17 protein-coding genes are annotated in these 22,028 nt (G+C 30.6%); 6 read left to right on the forward strand and 11 right to left on the reverse strand.

The genetic code is table 11. From position 1 onward, the window contains the following. Positions 1–212: 212 nt before the first annotated feature. The 3 genes from adhE (at position 213) to ACZ5RS_RS11570 (ending at position 4,553) form a co-directional block, all read left to right on the forward strand. Positions 213–2,885 (forward strand): bifunctional acetaldehyde-CoA/alcohol dehydrogenase, encoded by a 2,673-nt coding sequence (adhE, locus tag ACZ5RS_RS11560; protein ID WP_464635585.1) that lies wholly within the window; start codon positions 213–215, stop codon positions 2,883–2,885. A 133-nt stretch (positions 2,886–3,018) separates the two neighbouring features. After that, on the forward strand, positions 3,019–4,269 hold the full coding sequence (locus ACZ5RS_RS11565) for an MFS transporter (RefSeq protein ID WP_464635587.1): 1,251 nt from the start codon (positions 3,019–3,021) through the stop codon (positions 4,267–4,269). A 50-nt stretch (positions 4,270–4,319) separates the two neighbouring features. Beyond that, the gene (locus tag ACZ5RS_RS11570; RefSeq protein ID WP_464635589.1) at positions 4,320–4,553 is read left to right on the forward strand and encodes a hypothetical protein; all 234 of its coding nucleotides are present in this window, start codon (positions 4,320–4,322) and stop codon (positions 4,551–4,553) included. 72 nt (positions 4,554–4,625) lie between these two features. Here ACZ5RS_RS11570 and ilvB read toward each other — a convergent pair whose 3' ends face one another. From ilvB to ilvN, 9 genes are all read right to left on the reverse strand, one after another. Then, complete coding sequence (ilvB, locus tag ACZ5RS_RS11575) at positions 4,626–6,311, reverse strand: biosynthetic-type acetolactate synthase large subunit (protein WP_464635591.1); 1,686 nt, start codon at positions 6,309–6,311, stop codon at positions 4,626–4,628. 8 nt (positions 6,312–6,319) lie between these two features. After that, on the reverse strand, positions 6,320–8,005 hold the full coding sequence (gene ilvD, locus ACZ5RS_RS11580) for a dihydroxy-acid dehydratase (protein WP_464635593.1): 1,686 nt from the start codon (positions 8,003–8,005) through the stop codon (positions 6,320–6,322). 54 nt (positions 8,006–8,059) lie between these two features. Then, positions 8,060–9,121 carry a 3-isopropylmalate dehydrogenase gene (leuB, locus tag ACZ5RS_RS11585; protein WP_464635595.1) on the reverse strand — a complete coding sequence of 354 codons (1,062 nt, stop codon included), beginning with the start codon at positions 9,119–9,121 and terminating at the stop codon, positions 8,060–8,062. A gap of 1 nt (position 9,122) precedes the next feature. Then, positions 9,123–9,620: a 3-isopropylmalate dehydratase small subunit gene (gene leuD / locus ACZ5RS_RS11590; RefSeq protein ID WP_464635597.1), complete on the reverse strand. Its 498-nt coding sequence runs from the start codon at positions 9,618–9,620 to the stop codon at positions 9,123–9,125. A 3-nt stretch (positions 9,621–9,623) separates the two neighbouring features. Beyond that, positions 9,624–10,892, reverse strand: a complete 1,269-nt coding sequence (gene leuC, locus ACZ5RS_RS11595; protein WP_464635599.1) for a 3-isopropylmalate dehydratase large subunit — start codon at positions 10,890–10,892, stop codon at positions 9,624–9,626. Between the two features lie 11 nt (positions 10,893–10,903). Continuing rightward, complete coding sequence (cimA, locus tag ACZ5RS_RS11600; RefSeq protein WP_464635601.1) at positions 10,904–12,496, reverse strand: citramalate synthase; 1,593 nt, start codon at positions 12,494–12,496, stop codon at positions 10,904–10,906. A gap of 10 nt (positions 12,497–12,506) precedes the next feature. After that, positions 12,507–14,096, reverse strand: coding sequence for a 2-isopropylmalate synthase (locus tag ACZ5RS_RS11605; protein ID WP_464635603.1), 1,590 nt, complete (start codon positions 14,094–14,096; stop codon positions 12,507–12,509). Positions 14,097–14,218: 122 nt separating this feature from the next. After that, positions 14,219–15,211 carry a ketol-acid reductoisomerase gene (ilvC, locus tag ACZ5RS_RS11610; RefSeq protein ID WP_464635605.1) on the reverse strand — a complete coding sequence of 331 codons (993 nt, stop codon included), beginning with the start codon at positions 15,209–15,211 and terminating at the stop codon, positions 14,219–14,221. A gap of 43 nt (positions 15,212–15,254) precedes the next feature. Then, positions 15,255–15,782, reverse strand: a complete 528-nt coding sequence (gene ilvN, locus ACZ5RS_RS11615; RefSeq protein ID WP_464635607.1) for an acetolactate synthase small subunit — start codon at positions 15,780–15,782, stop codon at positions 15,255–15,257. Between the two features lie 671 nt (positions 15,783–16,453). On the opposite strand from ilvN, the gene ACZ5RS_RS11620 reads away from it, so the two are divergent. Continuing rightward, positions 16,454–17,224: a response regulator transcription factor gene (locus ACZ5RS_RS11620; protein ID WP_464635609.1), complete on the forward strand. Its 771-nt coding sequence runs from the start codon at positions 16,454–16,456 to the stop codon at positions 17,222–17,224. 88 nt (positions 17,225–17,312) lie between these two features. On the opposite strand, the gene ACZ5RS_RS11625 is transcribed toward ACZ5RS_RS11620, so the two are convergent. Next, positions 17,313–17,705: a metal-dependent transcriptional regulator gene (locus ACZ5RS_RS11625; RefSeq protein ID WP_464635611.1), complete on the reverse strand. Its 393-nt coding sequence runs from the start codon at positions 17,703–17,705 to the stop codon at positions 17,313–17,315. Positions 17,706–18,062: 357 nt separating this feature from the next. Here ACZ5RS_RS11625 and ACZ5RS_RS11630 point away from each other — a divergent pair, with 357 nt between their 5' ends. Together ACZ5RS_RS11630 and ACZ5RS_RS11635 are read left to right on the forward strand one after the other, a co-directional pair. After that, complete coding sequence (locus tag ACZ5RS_RS11630) at positions 18,063–18,983, forward strand: 2-oxo acid dehydrogenase subunit E2 (protein ID WP_464635613.1); 921 nt, start codon at positions 18,063–18,065, stop codon at positions 18,981–18,983. Positions 18,984–19,087: 104 nt separating this feature from the next. Next, a complete protein-coding gene (locus ACZ5RS_RS11635) occupies positions 19,088–20,365 on the forward strand; it encodes a beta-phosphoglucomutase family hydrolase (protein ID WP_464635615.1) in 1,278 nt (425 codons plus the stop codon). A 66-nt stretch (positions 20,366–20,431) separates the two neighbouring features. Here the strand turns inward: ACZ5RS_RS11635 and ACZ5RS_RS11640 are convergent, their stop codons facing one another. Further along, complete coding sequence (locus tag ACZ5RS_RS11640; protein WP_464635617.1) at positions 20,432–21,847, reverse strand: oligosaccharide flippase family protein; 1,416 nt, start codon at positions 21,845–21,847, stop codon at positions 20,432–20,434. Between the last annotated feature and the right edge of the window lie 181 nt (positions 21,848–22,028).

Genomic DNA, 22,028 nt, shown 5'->3' on the forward strand with positions numbered 1-22,028 from the left:
TTAATATTCTAATTAGTATTTTATTTCATAAAAAATACATTATATTTATTTTTAATTTAACTAATAGTTATATTATTTTGGTATATTTACATATTTTATATTAAAATTTTAAAATACTTCACTTATTTTTTCAAACTCTATTGACCTAATCGATATATTTTTATATATTGCAAACATCTTAAGAAGATAAATTTAAAAACATGGAGAAAAAAATGGCAACTAAGACAAAAGAAACCAAAGAACTTTTCCCTGGTCAACTTGAATTACAAAGTATGATCGAAAAAACAGCTAAAGCTCAAGCAAAATATGCAACCTATTCACAAGAACAAGTTGATAAAATTTTTAGAGCAGCTGCTATCGCGGCTAACAATGCACGTATCTCACTAGCACAAGAAGCTGTTAATGAAACTAAAATGGGTATTGTTGAAGATAAAGTAATTAAAAACCATTTCGCTTCTGAATATATCTTTAATAAATATAAAGATGATATCACTTGTGGAATAATTGAAAGAGATGGTGGTTTTGGAGTTCAAAAAGTTGCTGAACCACTTGGTGTTGTTTGTGGCATTATTCCTACAACTAACCCAACAAGTACTGCTATTTTTAAAAGTTTAATTGCTCTCAAGACTCGTAATGCTATTATCTTTAGCCCACACCCAAGAGCAAAAGACTGTACTAATCATGCTGCACAAATTATTTTAGAAGCTGCAGTTAAAGCAGGTGCTCCTGAAGATATTATCTCTTATATTAAAGAACCTAGTATTGATAAAACAAACTATTTAATGACAAATCCATTAATTAATATTATTTTAGCTACAGGTGGTCCTGGAATGGTTAAATCAGCTTATTCTTCAGGTAAACCAGCTATTGGTGTTGGTGCTGGTAACACTCCTGCATTAATCGATAGTTCAGCTAATATTAAAATGGCTGTTAGTTCAATTCTAATGAGTAAAACATTTGATAATGGTGTTGTTTGTGCATCAGAACAAGCAATTGTTTGTCATAAAGATGTTTATAAAGAATTTAAAGATGAAATGTTAAGCCGTGGTGCTTATTTCTTAAATGCTGAAGAAGAAGATAAGATTAGAAAAGTTATCATAGATCCTAAGCGTGGTACAGTAAATCCATTAATCGTTGGTCAACCAGCTGCAAAGATTGCAGAAATTGCAGGCTTCAGTGTAGCTCCAAAAACAAAAGTTCTTATTGGGGAATGTTCAAAAATTACTCTTAGTGAACCTTTTGCACATGAAAAACTATCTCCAGTACTTGGTATGTTCAAATGTAATAGCTTTGAAGAAGGTGCTGACATGGCTGAAGAACTAGTAGCTCTAGGTGGTTTTGGTCATACTAGTGTTTTATATGTAAATGAAAAAGAATTAGATAAAATTGACCATTTTGGACAAGTACTAAAAACAAGCCGTGTTCTTGTTAACATGCCAACCTCTCAAGGGGCTATCGGTGATATTTATAACTTTAGACTAGAACCTTCTCTAACTTTAGGTTGTGGTTCTTGGGGTAACAACAGTGTAAGTGAAAACGTTGGTCCTAAACATTTATTAAACGTAAAAACTGTAGCTGCAAGGAGAGAAAATATGTTATGGTTCAAAGTTCCTTCAAAAATTTACTTTAAATACGGCTGTTTACCAGTAGCTTTACAAGAATTAAAAGACAAAAAGAGAGCTTTCCTTGTAACTGATAGCTATCTATTTAATAGTGGTATGACTGATTTAATAACTGATCAATTAAATGAAATGGGTGTTGAATCAGAAATTTTCCACCAAGTAAAACCAGATCCAACTTTAGGTACAATTTCTGTAGCAATGGAAAAAATAAAACACTTCCAACCAGATGTAATTATTGCATTAGGTGGTGGTTCTCCAATGGATGCTGCAAAAATAATGTGGTTATTATATGAAAACCCTGATGTTAAGTTTGAAGGTTTAGCTCTAAGATTTATGGATATTAGAAAAAGAATTTATGCCTTCCCTAACATGGGTAAAAAAGCTGAATTGGTTTGTATCTCAACAACTAGTGGTACTGGTGCTGAAGTTACTCCATTCGCAATTATTACAGATGAAAAGACTGGAACAAAATATGCAATTGCTGACTATGCTTTAACTCCTTCTATGGCTATTGTTGACAGTAGACTTGCAGTTGGGATGCCTAAAGGACTAACCGCTGCATGTGGTATTGATGTATTAACTCATGCTATTGAAGCACTTGTTTCTTGTATGAGTACGGACTATACAAATGGTTTATCACTAGAGGCTGCAAGAATTATATTTAAATACTTACCACAAGCATATCACCATGGTGATAATGTAATTGCAAGAGAAAAAGTACATAATGCTTCAGCTATTGCAGGTATGGCTTTTGCAAACGCATTCTTAGGTGTTTGTCACTCAATGGCTCACAAACTAGGTGCAAAATTCCACGTTCCACATGGTATGGCTAATGCTTTACTTTTAACTAATGTTATTCGTTTCAATGCAACAGATAATCCAACTAAACAAGCGGCTTTCCCTCAATATACTTACCCATCAGCAATAAGCCGTTATGCTCGTCTTGCAGATTACTTAAATATGAAGGCTAATGAACAAGCAAATACTGAGTTCCTACATATTAAAGAAAATGCAACACAAGAGGATAAAGTTGAAGCATTAATTGATGCTATTGAAAGTTTAAAGAAAGAGTTGGGAATCCCAGCATCCATAAAAGAATGGGGTGTTGATGAAGAAGAATTCTTAGCAGCAGTTGATGAATTATCAGTTAATGCTTTTGATGACCAATGTACTAGTGCTAACCCAAGATATCCATTGATTAGCCAAATTAAACAATTATACCTTGATTGTTACTATGGTAAAAAATGGGTCGAAGAAGCATAAGTCCTCTTATTTCGACATTTGGAGTGGTTTTAAACCACTCCTTTTTTATTTTTACTCTAATTTTATTAATATAGTAACAAAAAACACAACAAAGAGTTGAATAAATAACTTTTTTAAGATATACCTAAGAATTATGTATAGAAATTTACCTAAAAGCATTTATTCCTTAGCTTTTATAAATTTTATTAACGGCTTTGGTAATTTCGTATTTCCTTTTTTAACATTATTTTTAACTCTTAAATTAGGCTACAGCTCAGCAGACGCAGGATATTTCATGATGATAAGCATGGCAATGTATGTTCCTGGTTCCTTACTAACTAGTAAAATAGCTGACAAAGTCTCTAGAAAAAAGATAATGTTGATATCTCAAGCACTTTTTTCTTTTACATTTTTAGTCTGCGGGATTATTTATGACTATAAAGAAATAATTCCATATGTAATTCTGTTAACATTTTTCTTTGATGGAGCAACAGACCCTGCTAGACAAGCTTTACACACTGACCACACAAATTTTGATAATAGACAAGAATCTTTTTCACTTTTTTATCTAGCGTATAATATTGGATTTGGAATTGGACCAGCTATAGCAGGATTGCTTTTTAACTCCTACCCTAGACTATTATTTTTAATTGCTGGTGGTTTTGGTTTATTAGTTACTTTTATCATCGCATTTACAATTGATGATAAAAAACCTGATGCTCAAATGATTGAAGATAGTATTAAAAACAATCAAACAGATAAAGCTGTTGAAGGCAATGTTTTTAAAGCATTAATGGCTAGACCAAAGTTATTAACATACATTGTTATTACTGGAATTTTCTTTTTATGCGTAAGCATTGTTTTATTCTTACTACCTTTATATTCAACCGCTTCATTTGGAGAGAAAGGTCCAACTATTTATGGATTCTTAATGAGTACAAATGCAGTAACTGTTGTAATTATTACCCCATTTATTGTTAAATTAACTCATAAAAAGAATACTTTAACAGTTATGGTAATTTCATTTATCCTTTATTTATTAGGATTTAATATTTTAACTATAACTGCTGTTGCTATTATTTTTGGACTTGGTGTTATTGTATTTAGTGTTGGAGAATCTGTTCATGCAACCAACAATGATTACTTTGTTGCAAACCATACACCATTAGGGCACAGAGCAAGATTTTCAACTATAGTAAATATTATTCAAGGCACAGGCTATGCAGTTGGTCCATATATTAGTGGTTTATTATTAGATACTTATTCTTATAAACAAGTAATTCACATTGTTTCTGCTGTAGTTTTATTCTGTGTCTTAGCAATGCTTTATTTAAGACATACATACATTAGAGATGGAGAAACAATTGTTCCAACTAATGAAACTGAACAAGCTATAAGTGAATAGTTTTTCCTCTTTACTTTTTTATTAATTAGTATATCTTTATATATGATATTATGAGTAACACAAATAAAAACACAGATATTATCAATTTATATAAAAAACAAAAAGGTAATATTTATAAAGTTATAATTGAACAAAAAACTGCTAAAAAGTCCTTTTTTGAACAACTTTTTAACAAAAGACCTAAGCGCAAAAAAAATTTCAATTTTAATATGGCTTTAAAAAATAGTGGACAAATCTTTACTCTAAGTGATCCTTCTCAAGATACAGGAGTTGATCCTATATAAAAAAATTGACTTTCCTTAAAAACTTTAAGGAAAGTCATGAAGAAGTACTTATTAGATAAATTATAATAAATACTAAATTACATCACTAATTTCAACAACACCTTGCATATCTTTAATTGAATTGCCAGGAGGTACAATTGGGAATACTTTATCATCTAATGGTATCTCAACGTCAACTACTACAGGTTTATTCATACCTATAGCTTCTGCCAATTTAGCTTTCGCATCATCACCAGGTAAAATTCTAACTCCTTCTACCCCATATGCTTTAGCTAATAGCAACCAATCGATTGGTGTGTCTAATGTAGTTTGACTATAGTGTCCTTTATAAAATAAAGTCTGCCATTGTCTTACCATACCTAGAGTATGATTGTTCATGACAATAATTACAATAGGTAGATTATATCTTTTTATTGTAGTTAATTCATTTGAATTCATTCTAAAACAACCATCACCGGCTATATTTACAACTCTAGAGTTTGGGTTTCCCATTTGAGCACCAATTGATGCACCAGTACCATATCCCATAGTTCCAAGTCCACCAGAAGTTAAAAATCTTCTAGGATTTTTATGATTTACAAACTGAGCAGCCCAAATTTGATGCTGTCCAACTTCGGTTGTTACTACATCATCTTCACTTAAAATTTCATTTAAAGAATGAATTACTTCACTTGCTCTTTGACTTTCTTGATTAGTTAATAATGGGAATCTTCTCTTATATTGAGCTACTGTATTCATCCAGTCCTTATGAACTAAAGGCTTTTTAATTTTTGCCATTAATTTATCAAGAACCACATTAATATCACCGAGCAAATGACAAGTAGTTGCAATATTTTTATCAATTTCAGCAGGATCTACATCAATTTGAATTATTTTAGCATTCTTTGCAAAACTACTAGCTTTACTTACTACTCTATCAGAGAATCTAGCTCCAATTACTATCAATAAATCACAGTTATTTATACTAACATTAGAAACTTTTGAACCATGCATACCAACAAGGCCAGTATATCTATGGCTATCAGATCTAATTGCACCACAACCCATAAGTGAAACACAGGAAGGAGCATCAATTAATTCTAAAAATTTTCTAACTTTTTCACTTGCATCAGAAATTATTACCCCGCCACCAACATAGCACATTGGACTTTCACTTTTTGATAATAATTTAACAGCTTCTTCTAAACTAGCCTCTGATAATCTTTCACAAATATATTCAGCCTTTTTAGGGGTATATTTAACATATTCACAAGTATCTGTTTGAACATCTTTTGGGATATCTATTAAAACAGGACCTGGTCGACCTGTACTAGCAATTTCAAAAGCTTCACGGATAATATATGCTAAATCTTTAATATCTTTAACAATATAATTGTGCTTTGTAATAGGCATAGTCACACCAGAGATATCAACCTCTTGGAAACTATCTTTTCCCAATAGAGGAACAGATACGTTACCTGTGATAGCTACAAGGGGAACACTATCCATTTGAGCTGTTGCAATACCAGTGACTAAATTAGTAGCACCTGGTCCACTAGTTGCAATACAAACTCCAACTTTACCTGTTGATCTAGCATATCCATCTGCAGCATGGCTTGCGCCTTGCTCATGAGCTGTAAGAACATGAGTAATTTTATCACTCTTATCATACAAAGCATCATAAAGAGGAAGAACCGCACCACCTGGATAGCCAAAGACTGTATCAACATTCTGCTCAATTAAACATTCTACTATAATTTTTGCACCTGTTAATTCCATAAAATCTCCTATTCTTTGTATACCGCACCCTTAGAGGCATCACTTACAAGTTTTGCATAACGGCCTAAGTAACCATTCTTGATAGTTGGTTCTTTTATAACCAAATTATCACGTCTCTTCTTCAAAGTTTCTTCATCAACTAACATCTCTAATTTATAATTAGGTATATCAATTGAAATTATATCACCTTCTTCAACTAATGCAATTGGACCACCTTGGGCAGCTTCTGGACATACATGCCCAATTGAAGCACCTCTTGTTGCTCCACTGAATCTTCCATCAGTTAATAAAGCTACATCTTTATCAAGTCCCATACCTGCAATTGCACTTGTTGGAGATAACATCTCTCTCATACCAGGTCCACCTTTTGGACCTTCATATCTAATTACAATTACATCACCTTTCTTAATTTCTGAACCAAAGATTGCTTTAATACATGCTTCTTCACTTTCAAAAACTCTTGCAGGACCTTTATGAACTAGCATTTTTTCATCTACTGCACTTCTCTTTACTACTGCACCCATTGGAGCTAAGTTACCACTTAATACAGCAATTCCACCAGTTGGTGAATAAGGATTATCAATCTCTCTTATTACCTCAGGATTGTAATTAATTGCATCTTTAAATGATTCACCTATTGAGCTTCCTGTTACAGTTAATAAATCTCTGTTGAGTAAATTCTTTTTATCTAATTCTTTCATAACTGCCATTACGCCACCAGCAAAATATAAATCTTCAATATGATGAGGACCTGCTGGAGCAAGATGACATAAATTTGGTACATCTTTACTAATATCATTTGCACTAAAAATATCAAAATCAATATTTGCATTATGAGCAATAGCTGGCAAATGTAACATAGTATTTGTACTACAACCTAGAGCCATATCAACAGTTAATGCATTCTTAAAAGATTCTTCATTAACAATATCTAAAGGTCTAATATTGTTTTTTAATAATTCAAGGATTTGTCTTCCTGCAGCTTTTGCTAAAATATCACGTTGTGAATATACTGCTGGAATTGTTCCATTTCCAGGAAGAGCAAGACCAAGAGCTTCTGTTAGACAGTTCATTGAGTTAGCAGTAAACATACCAGAGCATGAACCACAAGTTGGACATACATTATTTTCATAACATAATAGAGTTTTCTCATCCATTGTGTGATTATTATAGCTACCGATAGCTTCAAACATAGAAGCTAAATCTTTACCTTCTTTAACTCCTGGAACTTTACCAGCTAGCATTGGACCACCAGAAATAAAAATTGATGGAATATTAAGTCTAAGAGCAGCCATTAACATACCAGGAACAATCTTATCGCAGTTTGGAACAAAAACTAATGCATCAAATGGATGAGCCATAGCCATAACCTCAATTGAATCAGCAATCAATTCTCTTGAAGCTAATGAATACTTCATACCAGTATGTCCCATAGCAATACCATCACAGACACCTATTGTTGGAAAAACTACTGGATGACCACCAGCTTCTCTTACCCCTGCTTTAACAGCATCAACAATTCTATCTAAATGCACATGGCCAGGTATTACTTCATTTTTTGCATTAACAATTCCAATAATTGGAGAGTGTATTTCATTATCACTCCAACCCATTGCTTTCATAAGAGATCTATGAGGAGCTCTTTCTATTCCTTCAGTCATTTGACTTGATCTTAATTTATCATCTTTCTTCATTTCTTGCCTTCTCTTTGTTTAATATGTTTTATATATTAGCACTATTTACAAAGATTAGATAGCATCACAAATTAAGCTACCCATTTCTTTTGTTCCAACTTTAGTTGTACCTTCACTGTAGATATCAGAAGTTCTATAACCACTTTCTAATACGTCATATACAGCTTTTTCAATAACTAGTGCTTCATCTTCTAAACTAAATGAATATCTAAGCATCATAGCAACGGAAAGAATTGTTGCAATTGGATTAGCAATATCCATATTAGCAATATCAGGAGCACTACCATGAATTGGTTCATACATTCCTAAATTATCATAACCTAATGATGCACTTGGAAGCATTCCAATACTACCTGTAATTTGAGAAGCTTCATCACTTAAAATATCACCAAACATGTTTGTTGTTACAATAGTATCAAACTGTCTTGGATTTCTAACTAATTGCATTGCAGCATTATCAACATATAAGTGATTTACTTCTACCTCTGGATAATCTTTAGCCATTTTATTAACAATATCTCTCCAAAGTTGAGAAGAATTTAATATATTAGCTTTATCAACACTAGTTAGTTTTTTGCCTCTAATCATTGCAATTTCAAAAGCTTTCTTTGCAATTCTTTCGATTTCTTCTTTTTTATAACTTAAGGTATCATAAGCACTATTATCTGCATCTCTACCTCTTTCACCAAAATAAATACCACCAGTTAATTCTCGAACTACCATAATATCGAGACCATCACCAACAATCTCATCTTTTAAAGGACATGCATCTTTTAATTGTGGATACATTACAGCTGGTCTTAAATTACAGAAAAGATTTAAACCACTTCTAAGTCCTAAAAGCGCCTTTTCTGGTCTAATTTCTGATGCAACATTATCCCATTTTGGGCCACCAACTGCTCCAAGAAGAACAGAATCACAGCTTTTACAAATTTCTAGTGTCTCATCTGGTAATGGGTTGTTAAATTTATCAATTGCAGCTCCGCCAGCTATTGCTTCTTTATATTCAACACTATGATTGAATTTTTTTGCTACTTTGTCTAAAACTTTTACAGCTTCATCAATAATATCTGGGCCAATTCCATCACCTTTTACTAAAGCTATTTTCATATCCATTTTATTTGTTCTCCTCTCTATTTTTGATATATGCAGCTAAGCCACCAGCCTTGATTAACTCTTGCATAAATGGAGGAAATGGTTCAGCTTGGAATTCTTTGTTCTTAGTAATATTTTTAATTTTTCCAGTATCAAAATTAACTTCAACTTCATCGCCACTTTCAATATTGTCACAAGCTTCAGGGCATTCTAAAATTGGAAGACCAATATTTAGAGAGTTTCTATAGAAAATTCTTGCAAAAGATTTTGCTATAACACAAGAGATTCCACTAGCTTTAATTGCAATAGGAGCATGTTCTCTAGAAGAACCACAACCGAAGTTTTTATCTCCAACAATTATATCGCCTTCTTTAACATTTGAAGCAAAATCAGCATCAATATCTTCCATGCAATGTTTTGCAAGTTCACTATGTACAGAAGTGTTTAAGTATCTTGCAGGGATTATTACATCTGTATCTACATTATCACCGTATCTAAAAACTTTACCTTTACTTTCCATTTTCTAGTTCTCCTCAATTGTATTAGGATCTGTTATATAACCTGTTATAGCGGATGCTGCTGCAACCTCTGGTCCAGCTAAATAAACCTCAGATTTTACATGTCCCATTCTACCTACAAAGTTTCTATTTGTAGTTGAAACTGCTCTTTCCCCTTCTGCTAAAATACCCATATGGCCACCTAAACAAGGTCCACAAGTAGGAGTTGATACAGCACAACCAGAATCGATGAAGATATCAAAAAGGCCTTCATGCATTGCATCTTTCCAAATTTGTTGAGTTGCTGGAAGAACAATACATCTAATGCTATCACTAATTTTATGTCCCTTTAGAATCTTTGCAGCTTTTCTAAGGTCTGATAATCTACCATTAGTACAAGAACCAATTACAACTTGGTCAATTTTTACCTTATCAAATTCATCAAATGTTTTTGTATTTTCAGGTAAATGTGGGAATGCAACTGTACTCTTTATCTTAGATAAATCAATATCATAAACTTTTTCATATTCAGCATCTGCATCAGCTTCAAAAATTGTTGGCTCTTTTGCTCCATGTTCTTTTAAATATTCAAGGGCAATATCATCAACAGGGAAGATACCATTTTTACCACCAGCTTCGATTGCCATATTTGCAACTGTGAATCTATCATCAATTGTCAAATTTTTAACACCAGGCCCTGTAAATTCCATGCTTTGATAAAGAGCTCCATCAACACCTATCATGCCGATAATATGTAAAATTAAATCTTTACCACCAACATTTTTACTAAATTTATTTGTTAGATTAAATTTAATAGCTGTTGGAACTTTGAACCAAGCTTGTCCTGTTGCCATTCCACATGCCATATCGGTTGAACCAACACCAGTAGAAAAAGCACCTAATGCACCATAGGTACAAGTATGAGAGTCAGCACCAATTACTAAATCTCCAGCAGTTACTAATCCTTGTTCAGGCAATAGTGCATGTTCAACACCCATTTGGCCAACTTCAAAATAATTAGTAATTTCATTTTTTCTTGCAAATTGTCTCATGCAATTACATTGTTCAGCTGCTTTAATATCTTTATTTGGAGCAAAGTGATCTGGAACCAAAGCGATTTTATCTTTGTTAAATACATCTTTTTTACCAAATTTATCAAATTCCTTAATAGCAACTGGAGCAGTAATATCATTACCTAATACTAAATCCACATTAGCCATAATTAATTGACCAGCTCTAACTGATTCAAGGCCAGCTTTTTGTGCTAGTAACTTTTGTGACATTGTCATACCCATAATTCTATCTCCTATTTCGCTGGTTCTACACCAGATTGTTCTAAGTACCAAGTTATGCTATCGCTTAGAGCTTGCCAGCTTGCTGCGATAATATCGTGATTAACACCAACGGTGTTCCAAGTCTTTTTACCATTAGAGGATTCAATTAATACTCTTACTACAGAAGCTGTTGCGGCATCTATTGAATCTAATACTCTAACTTTATAGTCACTAAGATAAACATCTTTAAGGACAGGATAAAAAGGTTCTAATACTTTTCTTAATGCTTTATCTATTGCATTAATTGGACCAGCTCCTTCTTCTGCTGTTATAGCACTTTCTCCTGCTACTTCAACTTTTATCATAGCGGTGTGTGGAGTTTCTTGAATATCCACATCGTAATATTCTTTTCCTATTGTTTGATAATAGGATAATTTGAAATATGATTTTTCATTTTCTAAATATCTTTTTATAAGTAAATCAAAAGAGGCTTCTGCTCCTTCAAATTGATACCCACAGGCTTCTAATTCTTTTAATTTATTAACAAGATCATACACTCTAGGATCTTTTTGATCAAAGTTAGGATAATGTTTCTTTATCTTTTCAATTAATAAAGCTTTTCCTGCAACTTCACTTGTTAATAATCTTCTGCTATTTCCAACTAATATTGGATCCATATGTTCAAAAGATAAAGGATTCTTTCTAACTCCGTCGATATGCATTCCACCTTTATGAGCAAAAGCACTTCTGCCTATAAAAGGAGTTGATCTTGGAATTCTAACATTTGATATTTCAGCAATTTCATGTGCTATAGTTGTTAAATTCTCAAAAACACTATCATTTAAACAATCAACATTAAGTTTATATTTTAAATTACAAACAATTTCAGATAAATTTGCATTACCACATCTTTCACCAAAGCCTAAAAAAGTCCCTTGTATATGTGAAGCTCCCGCTTCATACGCTAATAGAGAAGAAGCAACGGCAAGTCCTCCATCGTTGTGAGTGTGAACACCTATTGTTACATTAGGATATTTCTCAACCATTAGGGCTGTAATTTCTTTAACTTTACTTGATAATAAGCCACCTCTAGTCTCACAAAGAATAAGTTTTGTTGCACCGCCTTTTATTGCTGCATCTAATGTTTTTATTGCATACTCTTTATTGTTTATATAACCATCATAAAAATGCTCAGCATCAAAAAATACTTCTTTACCTTTTTTAGTTAAATATCTAATAGTATCTTCAATCATCTCAAGATTCTTATCTAAGGTTGTATGTATTATATCTGTTACATGGAAATCCCAAGATTTACCAAAAATACTTATAATATTAACTCCACAATTTAATAAAGCATTAAGATTGTTATCATCTTCAGCTTTAGTGTTATATCTTCTTGTGGATCCAAAAGCTACTAACTTTGAATTTTTTAATTCAATTTTTTTTAGTTCATCAAAAAATAGCATATCTTTTGGATTAGATCCGGGATTACCTGCTTCTATAAAATCAATATGTAACTGATCAAATAGATTAACAAGTTTTAATTTATCAGAAACTGAAAAGCTTATACCTTCAGCCTGTGCCCCATCTCTTAGAGTCGAATCAAATATTTCAACTTTCTTCATTCACTAATCCTTACTGTTTATCACTATGCCCTACTAACATATCATCACTTAAATCTAATTTCTGTGCATTGATTGAAGATCCAAGTGCCAATTCACTAGTATTTAACATATGGTTTACTGCGGCTAATGTTGATAGAATTGATGCTTCAATTACATCAGTTGATACACCTCTACCTCTATAGAATTCTTTTCCATCAGTTATTTTTACAAATACTTCACCTTGAGCATCTCTATGTTCTGTTACAGCATTTAAGCTATAATCACAAAGTCCAAATGGATGCTTAACTATTTTTTCTACTGCTCTAATTGCTGCATAAACAGGACCAGAGCCAACTGCAACTTCTTGATATTTCTTGCCTTTGTGTTTTAATGTCACACAAGCTGTGCTTGTCATTAAATTACCACTGTTTACAACAAAGTTATCAAGAGCCCAATCATTTTCACCCCAGCTTTCGCTAGATTCAACTAAAGCTAATAAGTCACTATTATTAATTGTCTTCTTTCTATCACATAAAGCTTTAAAATCTTTAAATAATCTATTTGCATCTTCACTAGTTAAATTATAACCAAGTTCTTCCATTCTCTTAACAAAGGCATGTTGACCTGAATGTTTACCAAGTACTAATTCAGTTTTAACCATTCCAACACTTTCAGGTGTCATAATCTCATAAGTTTTTGAATTTGCCATAACACCATGTTGGTGAATACCTGATTCATGAGCAAAAGCATTAGCACCAATAATTGCTTTAGATGGGAAAGGTTTTACATTGGTAATGGATGATAAAGTTCTAGCTGTTTTATAAATTTCTTTAGTATTTATAGAAATACTATAAGGGTAAATATCATTTCTAGTTTTTATTGCCATTGTGAACTCTTCAATAGCTGTATTACCAGCTCTCTCTCCAATTCCACAAATAGTTCCTTCAACTTGTCTAGCACCTGCTTTAATTGCTGCTAAAGAGTTTGCAAGGCCAAGTCCTAAATCATTATGGCAATGAGCACTTAAAATTGCTTTATCAACATTTGGAACTCTATTTAAGACAGTTTTAAACATATTTTCTATATCTGATGGAGTTGCATAGCCGACTGTATCAGGAAGGTTAATTGTTGTAGCACCTGCTTTAATTGCAGCTTCTACAACTTGGCACATATAATCTAAATCTGTTCTAGTTGCATCTTCTAGTGAAAATTCAACATCATCACAAAGATTTCTAGCATATTGAACCATTTTAATAGTTCTATTTAAAGCTTCTTCACGACTCATTTTTAATTTATATTTTAAATGTAAATCACTTGTAGCTAGAAAGGTATGAATTCTAGATCTTTTTGCATTTTTTACAGCTTCAAAGCTTGCATCAATATCTTTTTCTAAGGCACGTGAGAGGGATGCAACTATTAAATCTCCAGCATTATCTGCTATTGCTTTAACAGCTTCAAAATCACCAGGACTTGCTATAGCAAAACCAGCTTCAATAACGTTTACTCCAAGTTTTTCCAGTCTTCTAGCCATTCTTAGTTTTTCTTCTAAATTCATGCTATAACCTGGTGCTTGTTCACCGTCTCTTAATGTTGTATCAAAAATTATAATTTGATCTTGCATCATTGCCTCCAATATTTTTAATTCGAAAAAAGTAGCTAAAAAGCATCTAACTACTTTTCTTAAATCAAGTATTTTGATTTCCCTCTAATCAAACATTTGAAAAGAGGGAAATAATTAAATACTTATTTCTTTAACCAGCTCATTAATGATCTAAGTTTTTTACCTGTTTGTTCTAAAAGACTTTCACTTTCAATTCTTCTCTTAGCATTGAAATAAGGTCTCTTAACTTGGTTTTCTAACAACCAATTACGAGCAAAAACACCTTCTTGAATGTCTTTTAATACATCCTTCATAGCTGCTTTTGATTCTTCAGTTATGATTTTATCACCTGTGATGTAGTCCCCATATTCAGCAGTATCTGAGATTGAATATCTCATGTAGGAAAGTCCACCTTGGTTAATTAAATCAACAATTAATTTCATTTCATGACAACATTCGAAATATGCCATTTCAGGTTGATAACCTGCTTCAACTAAAGTATCAAAACCTGCTTTGATTAATGCAGAAACACCACCACAAAGAACAGCTTGTTCACCGAAAAGGTCAGTTTCTGTTTCTTCTTTAAATGAAGTTTCAAAAATACCTGCTCTACCAGCTCCTAAACCTTTTGCATAAGCTTTAGCAACTTCCATACTATCTCCACTTGGGTCTTGATGAACACAAACTAAAGATGGAACACCTTTTCCTTCAACAAATTGAGATCTAACTGTATGACCAGGTCCTTTTGGAGCAATCATTATTACGTTTACAAATTCAGGAGGAACAATTTGACCAAAATGAATATTAAATCCATGAGCAAAAGCTAAATAGTCACCTTTTTCTAAACCATCTTTAATTGCACTATCATATAAAGAAGATTGTTTTTCATCTGGAACAAGCATCATAATAACTTGAGCAGCTTTAGCAGCATCTTTTGCTTCCATTACTTTCAAGCCAGCTTCTTCAGCAACGCTCCAACTCTTTGATCCTTTATAAAGACCAACTACAACATCTACACCACTTTCTTTTAGATTTAGTGCATGTGCATGTCCTTGGCTACCATAACCAATAATAGCAACTGTTTTACCTTCTAGGTACTTTAGATCTGCATCACTGTCATAATACATTTTACTCATTTTTTTTCATCCTTTGGCTTAGCCTTTTATATTAATATTTTATTTATAGCACATCGTATGGGGCATCTTTTAATGCAAGCTCCCCGCGACCTATTGCTGTAATACCCGTTCTAGTTAATTCCACAATCCCATAAGGAGAAGCAAGATCTAAGAAAGATTTAATTTTCTGATTATTACCAGTTAATTGTAAGGTAATTGTATTTAAAGTAACATCAACAACTTTTGCATTAAATAATTCACTTAATTCAATTACTTTACTTCTATCTCCATCTTTTGTAGAAATCTTTACAAGAATTAATTCGCTCTGAATTCCATTTTCATCAGTAATAATTGCAACACGATAAACATCAACTAGTTTCTCAACTTGATTTTTAATCTGCTTAACTATTGATAGATCTCCTAAAATAACAATAGTAATTCTACTTATACCATCATCATTAGTTCTTCCGACACTAAGACTATCTATGTTGTATCCTCTTCTAGAAAAGAGGCCAACCACTCTTTGTAATACACCTGAATGGTTCTTTACTAATAGTGACAATGTAAATCTTGTCTCTTTTGTTTCTTCCATAATGTTTACTCCTTTATTAAATGGGTATAGTAAATCACTCCCTATATATTTTTACTTTGGGAGGTCTTTACCACGGTCTATTGCTTAATTTCTAAGCGCCGTGGCTACATAATAATAAGTAGGCTTGATAAAATAAGGACTATAATTAAAGCAGGGAGTAGCACGACCACATTGAGAATGTGGCTTAAGACGATATTAGAAAGTGTAAAAATACTGTTTTTCATCTTAGTTTTTTCCTTGCTTTAAAAGTTATAGGTATAATCTATTTTATTTAACGAAATAGGTCAATACAATTATTAAAATTTTTATGCATTTTCTTGTATATATATTCTTTTAATATACACACACTCTTTCTCCCAAACTATCTGTACAAATAATAACATACTTTTTGTCTATACAAAATAAAAAAACAACTAGTTTATTTTTTTTAACAAAAATGATATATTAATAACGTTCCCAAAAATATCTCAAAAAAATATTCCCAAAATATAATAAATTATGTATAGTTATTCATATATAAGTTGTTATGATGATTAAGTTGAACTTTTTAGATTTTTTGTTACAATAATAGATATTATTTTTTCAATTATCTTGTAAAAAACTCAAATCTTAATATATCATATGTTTTATAATATATTTGTATTGTTTTATTAAATAAAAGGAAAGATCTTTTGAGTTATTCATTAATTATTGTCATCAAAGATGATTACACGAGACTAGAATTGATTTCGTCAATTGATTGGAAACAGTTAGGGATTGAGATAATTGCTTCCTTAAAAGAGGGTATTATTGCACAAAAAATAATAGAGCTACTAAAACCAGATATGGTAATTACTGATTTTTCAGTAAGAGGTATTTATCCGATGCTACAATCGTGTCCTATATACCATACTTTAATATTTGGTAATAACGAAAGCGAAATGAGTAGTACTCACAAAGCTTTTGGTTTAGGAGTTTTTGAATTTGAGAAAAAACCAATATCCGCTAAGGCATTTTACTTCAAATTAATCAAAATGAAGGAAAAAATCGATAAAGACAAAGTTAATTTTATTAAACACGATGTTGAGAAAAAACATATCGCTATAAAATTACCTAACTCTACTTCTAATCATTTAGCAAATTCTGCAATAACATTTATTGAGCAGAATTATTCAAAAAATATTGGGCTTCAAGAAACAGCTGCTTTTCTAGGAGTTAGCGAAGCTCATTTATCAAGAGTTTTTAAAGCGGAAACCACTTTAAATTTTGTTAAATATTTAAATTCTTATAGAATAAATGAAAGTGTACATTTAATGTATGACACTTCATTAAGTATTAATCAAATTTGTAACGCTGTTGGAATTCATAACCCAAGTTATTATTCAAAAATATTTAAATCATTATTAAAAGTAAGCCCTAATAAATATAGGGAATCTTTTATAAATTATAATTCTATAGAATAATAAATAAAGACCTCCATCGAAAACAAACTGTTTTCTTTGGAGGAGGATAATAAAAAATTAGGTCTCGATTAAATGTTTTAGTTTTTATCTAAAGCTTTTTGTCAGCTTCGATAGGTCCTAAATGACCTTCTAAATAACTAGCAATCTTTTCCATAGTTTCACTAGATACATCATGTTCAATTAAACATGCATCTATATTACTAGTTTCTTCACTTACGTTTAAAATTTCTCTTAAAAATCTAACTAAAGTAGTATGACGCTTATAAACCATTGAAGCATATACTTTTCCCTTTTCAGTCAAAGAGATTTTACCATATGTTTCATGATTTATATACCCCTCTGAACTCAATACTTTCATTGCCCTATTTACACTTGGTTTGGAAACATTGAGTTTAGCTGCTATATCCGTTGTTCTTACAACACCTTTTTCATTCTCAATATTTAGAACAGCTTCTAAATAGTCTTCACCTGATTTATTCATATGTAACAATATAAACAATAATAACAGTTTTGTCACTCACTATTTTAACTTTTTTTTATCATTTTATAGATATATCCGACATAATACAGAAACCAATTACTTATTATATAAAGAATTACATTATAATAGATGCATAATTATCACTATATTTTTTATTAGCTTTAACTAACTTATTGTTCCAAAACGTTAACAAATTTATACTTTTTATATTTTTTTTTGTAAAAAAAAACTTAAAACATATAAAAAAAAATATTTCACAGTTAAAAATAATTTATTTTGACAAAAAAACATGTACAAAACCAAACTTCATGCTTTAAACTAATAAAATAACAATTCCACAAAACAAAAGGTAATTTTATGCCAAGAAGAAATGATGCCACATACATCTACGATGTTCAACCATTTAAAAAAATATTTCCTTATTTAATGCCAAGGAAATGTGATTCTTTAGTATATATAAATGTCGATTTAGATTTTTCATATGCTTTAGATTTTATAAGGAATAACCCTTCCCCCACCTTAAATAGAAAATATAGAGTTTTTGAAGTAATAATTGCAGCTTTAATTAGACTTTTTGTAGATCGCCCTGAACTAAATAGATTCATTATGAACAAGAGACTTTGGCAAAGGAAAGATTTATCTATAAACTTTATTGTTAAAGAAGATTACAAGGATGAATCTCCAGAACATAGTGTAATTATTAAATTTGACCCAACAATGACTCTTGATAAAATTGCCACCTTAGTTGATAAAAAAATAACTGAAGCTAGAGAAACAACTGAAGATAACAATAATAATGCTGCTGATAAATTGGTTAATATTTTTACAGCCTTTCCTACTTTTATTACAACTTCTCTTGTAAATATTATAAAATATATGGATACAAAAGGTATTGCTCCTCTATCCATAACTCAAGAAGACGGTCTTCATTGTACTGCATATTTAAGCAATCTAGGCAGCATTGGATTAAATAATGGAATTGCACACCATCATCTTTATCAATGGGGTACTACTAGCCTATTTATTACTATCGGATCTTTAAAAAGACAAAGAATAATGAAAAATGAAATTATTCATAAAATTGATAAAATTGAATTAGGCTTTACCTTAGATGAAAGAATAGCAGATGGCTATTATTTCGTTCAGTCCTTATCAAGATTTCAACAAATTATAAAAAACCCAGAACAACTATTATTTAAACCAAAAGAAATTCTTCCTCGCCCTGCAAAAAGCAAAAGAGAATTAAAAAAAAGAATTAAAGCAAAAATGATTAGTTAAACAAAATTGATAAAAAATAAACTAAATTAACATATTATTAATTTTCACTTGTTAAATAATTTCCCCTTTGATAACCTATAAAAAAAACAAAGGGAGGTATTGTTTTGAAAGCCGCACTATTTGATATGGATGGGGTTCTTTGTGATACCCAAAAATATCATCATTCATGCTATGTAGATATTGCTAAAGAATATTATAATGTTACTTTAGATGACAATATTGAAAATAAATTGAAAGGAGTATTAAGATATGAAGGAGCTAAAACAATCTGTGAAGCTGTTAATATCACTCCTAATGAAGAAAATATAAAATATATTTCTGATTTAAAAAACAAGCACTACTTAAAAAAGATTGAGGAAAACAAAGATTCACTTTTAAAAGAAGGTGCTATTTCTTTACTAAAAAAGTTAAAAGATAATGATGTAAAGATTGCTCTTGCTAGTGCATCTTCAAATGCAAAATTTATTATTGAATTAACTGGTATAGATAAATACTTTGACTATGTAGTAGATGTAAAAAAAATTAATAAAGGCAAACCTAATCCTGCTATTTTCTTAGATGCAGCATCACATTTATGTGTAAAACCTAGTGATTGTGTTGTATATGAAGATGCAATTAGTGGAATTCAAGCTGCAAATGATAGCAACATGTATTCAATTGCTGTAAACATTGATTTTAGTAATACTACTTACACTTATACTAATAAGATTGCAGATAGACATGTAACATCCTTAACTGATCCACTTTGTTATAAAGGATTATATACTAACATCTATGATAATGGAGATGATTGTTCACTCTTTATCTTTGATGCAGGTAATGTAGTTTTATATAATATTCATTGCTTTAATGGTATTTTCGATAAATACAACTTTACAACTCACCAACGAAATGAATTTATTAAAGATTTTAGTTATTACAATGCACCATTAATGGATGGGAATATTTCAACTGATTTCTTTTTAAAACATATAAATGATACTATGGATTTAAATATAGAAGGAGATCCTTTCTATGATTTCTTTAAACCTGAATTTAATCCAGAAATTGTTGAGTTAATCAAAAGACTCAAGAAAAATGGTAAGAAAGTTGTACTAGGTTCTAATACTTTTGAACCTCATACTAAAAAAATGAAAGAAATTGGCCTTTTTGATTTATTTGATGAGATTTATGTAAGTAATGAAATTCATCACTATAAACCTAACCCATCATTCTTTAGATATATTTTAAGAAATGAAAATACAAAGGCTGAAAATGCTTACTTTATTGATGACTTAGATGAAAATGTTGCTAGTGCAGCCTCTTTAGGAATCAATGTATTAAATTATGTAGGACAAGATAAAGATAAAAATTTAAAATCTGCTTTTAATAAATTTATTTAAACAAATTACACAATTAATTCAAAAGGAATTGAAATTTAACTCCAATTCCTTTTTTAATATTATCTACTATTTATCTCTTTTCAAAGTTTCTTTAACTTTTTCTATTGTTTTGGGAAGAATATTTGGGGCTGCTATAATTAATGCAACAACTACTAAAATTAAGTTCTGGGTTGTATCAAAAATAATACTTAAATATCCTATTATCATTGAAATTAATATATATATAGAAATCTTAATAAATTTAATATTATAATGGTTTTCAAATTTCAACCAATAGAATCTAATCAACGCAACTATAACAAATCCAATACAGTCCGAAATCGCTGCACCTACTATTCCGTAGTTATTAATCATCATATTAATAATTAGTAAATCAACTACAGCACCAATTGTTGTAGAAATCATTAATGGTTTACTATTAATCTTATTTCCAAAAATACTTGCTAAGAATAAACTAAAGAAATCAACAGTTCTTCCTGCAGTAGCAATAACAACTACAGCTACAATATTATGATATGAGGAATCTAAATAGTAAGGAATAATCAATGTTACAAAAGGGACAAATACCATATATATACAAGAGAGAGTTACTATTACTTTGCTAATAGTATCTGCAAAAAACTTATTCTTATCCTCAGTTTCTCCTCTTACTGAGAATGCAATCTCTTCCCAAGCAATAATTATTCCATTTGCAAAAGTTGGAATTGATCTAGCAAAATTTAAAGCCATAGTATACAACCCATTAGAATCTGAACCTAATAAAGCAACAAGTCTAATATTTGAATAAAATTGTAGAACCCAAGTACCTACTGCAGCAATTGCAAGAGGAATTGAAAATCTTAACATTCTTGGAATCAATCTAAAATTAATATATTTTCTGCTAAAAGATGAAATAATTTTTAATTTTGATTCTAAGTAAATAATTTGTGTTAAATATGAAATGCTTAAAGAAATAAATAATGATTCTGCATTTCTCTTTAATATCACAAGAAAAATAAAATTGGACAACAAATTTGTTATATGAAAAATTGAAAACGCAGTTGTATAATCATATTCCCTATCTAAACCTCTAGCACAGTTCAAATAAAATAAGCCAAAAGTAAAACAAAATCCAAAAAATAAACTTACTCTATGATACGGGAAAAATGTAACTTTTGTTGTAAAATATCCAATAATTACCAATAAAACTGTCGATAAGGTTCTAAATAAAGCACTGCTATATATAGCTTCTTTTTTAGTTTTATTATTCTCATTTTTTATACCATACATAAACCTTAACATCGTTACATGAGTTTCAAAATAACTTATTGTAATGATTAAAAAGGTTAATGAGTATGCTAACTCATAATTACCATAATCTGCAGGCTCCAAATACTTGGAAAACATTGGTATCAACAACAAGGTTGAAATACTGGAAATCAAAGTACCAATTGAATATATTAAAGACTTTTTTGTTATATTACGAATCTGTAGTTTTGCCATAAAATGAAGATTAATAGTTTTTCATATTTAATGCTAGTATGAAAATTCTAAAAAAGTTATTTTGTTTTGTATTTTTAATGTTTTTTTTAAATATTAACAAAACCATTACAATAATGCAATTTTTTAACATTTTGATTAATAATTAAATTAAAAATTGATACGTATTAACAAAATCAAAGAA

It is taken from the genome of Pleomorphochaeta caudata (genome assembly GCF_055395745.1).

Excerpts from the sequence above, each read along its gene's own strand:
- adhE (WP_464635585.1), top strand. The coding sequence starts at position 213 with ATGGCAACTAAGACAAAAGAAACCAAAGAACTTTTCCCTGGTCAACTT.
- ACZ5RS_RS11565 (WP_464635587.1), top strand. The coding sequence starts at position 3,019 with ATGTATAGAAATTTACCTAAAAGCATTTATTCCTTAGCTTTTATAAAT.
- ACZ5RS_RS11570 (WP_464635589.1), top strand. The coding sequence starts at position 4,320 with ATGAGTAACACAAATAAAAACACAGATATTATCAATTTATATAAAAAA.
- ilvB (WP_464635591.1), bottom strand. The coding sequence starts at position 6,311 with ATGGAATTAACAGGTGCAAAAATTATAGTAGAATGTTTAATTGAGCAG.
- ilvD (WP_464635593.1), bottom strand. The coding sequence starts at position 8,005 with ATGAAGAAAGATGATAAATTAAGATCAAGTCAAATGACTGAAGGAATA.
- leuB (WP_464635595.1), bottom strand. The coding sequence starts at position 9,121 with ATGGATATGAAAATAGCTTTAGTAAAAGGTGATGGAATTGGCCCAGAT.
- leuD (WP_464635597.1), bottom strand. The coding sequence starts at position 9,620 with ATGGAAAGTAAAGGTAAAGTTTTTAGATACGGTGATAATGTAGATACA.
- leuC (WP_464635599.1), bottom strand. The coding sequence starts at position 10,892 with ATGGGTATGACAATGTCACAAAAGTTACTAGCACAAAAAGCTGGCCTT.
- cimA (WP_464635601.1), bottom strand. The coding sequence starts at position 12,496 with ATGAAGAAAGTTGAAATATTTGATTCGACTCTAAGAGATGGGGCACAG.
- ACZ5RS_RS11605 (WP_464635603.1), bottom strand. The coding sequence starts at position 14,096 with ATGCAAGATCAAATTATAATTTTTGATACAACATTAAGAGACGGTGAA.
- ilvC (WP_464635605.1), bottom strand. The coding sequence starts at position 15,211 with ATGAGTAAAATGTATTATGACAGTGATGCAGATCTAAAGTACCTAGAA.
- ilvN (WP_464635607.1), bottom strand. The coding sequence starts at position 15,782 with ATGGAAGAAACAAAAGAGACAAGATTTACATTGTCACTATTAGTAAAG.
- ACZ5RS_RS11625 (WP_464635611.1), bottom strand. The coding sequence starts at position 17,705 with ATGAATAAATCAGGTGAAGACTATTTAGAAGCTGTTCTAAATATTGAG.
- ACZ5RS_RS11630 (WP_464635613.1), top strand. The coding sequence starts at position 18,063 with ATGCCAAGAAGAAATGATGCCACATACATCTACGATGTTCAACCATTT.
- ACZ5RS_RS11640 (WP_464635617.1), bottom strand. The coding sequence starts at position 21,847 with ATGGCAAAACTACAGATTCGTAATATAACAAAAAAGTCTTTAATATAT.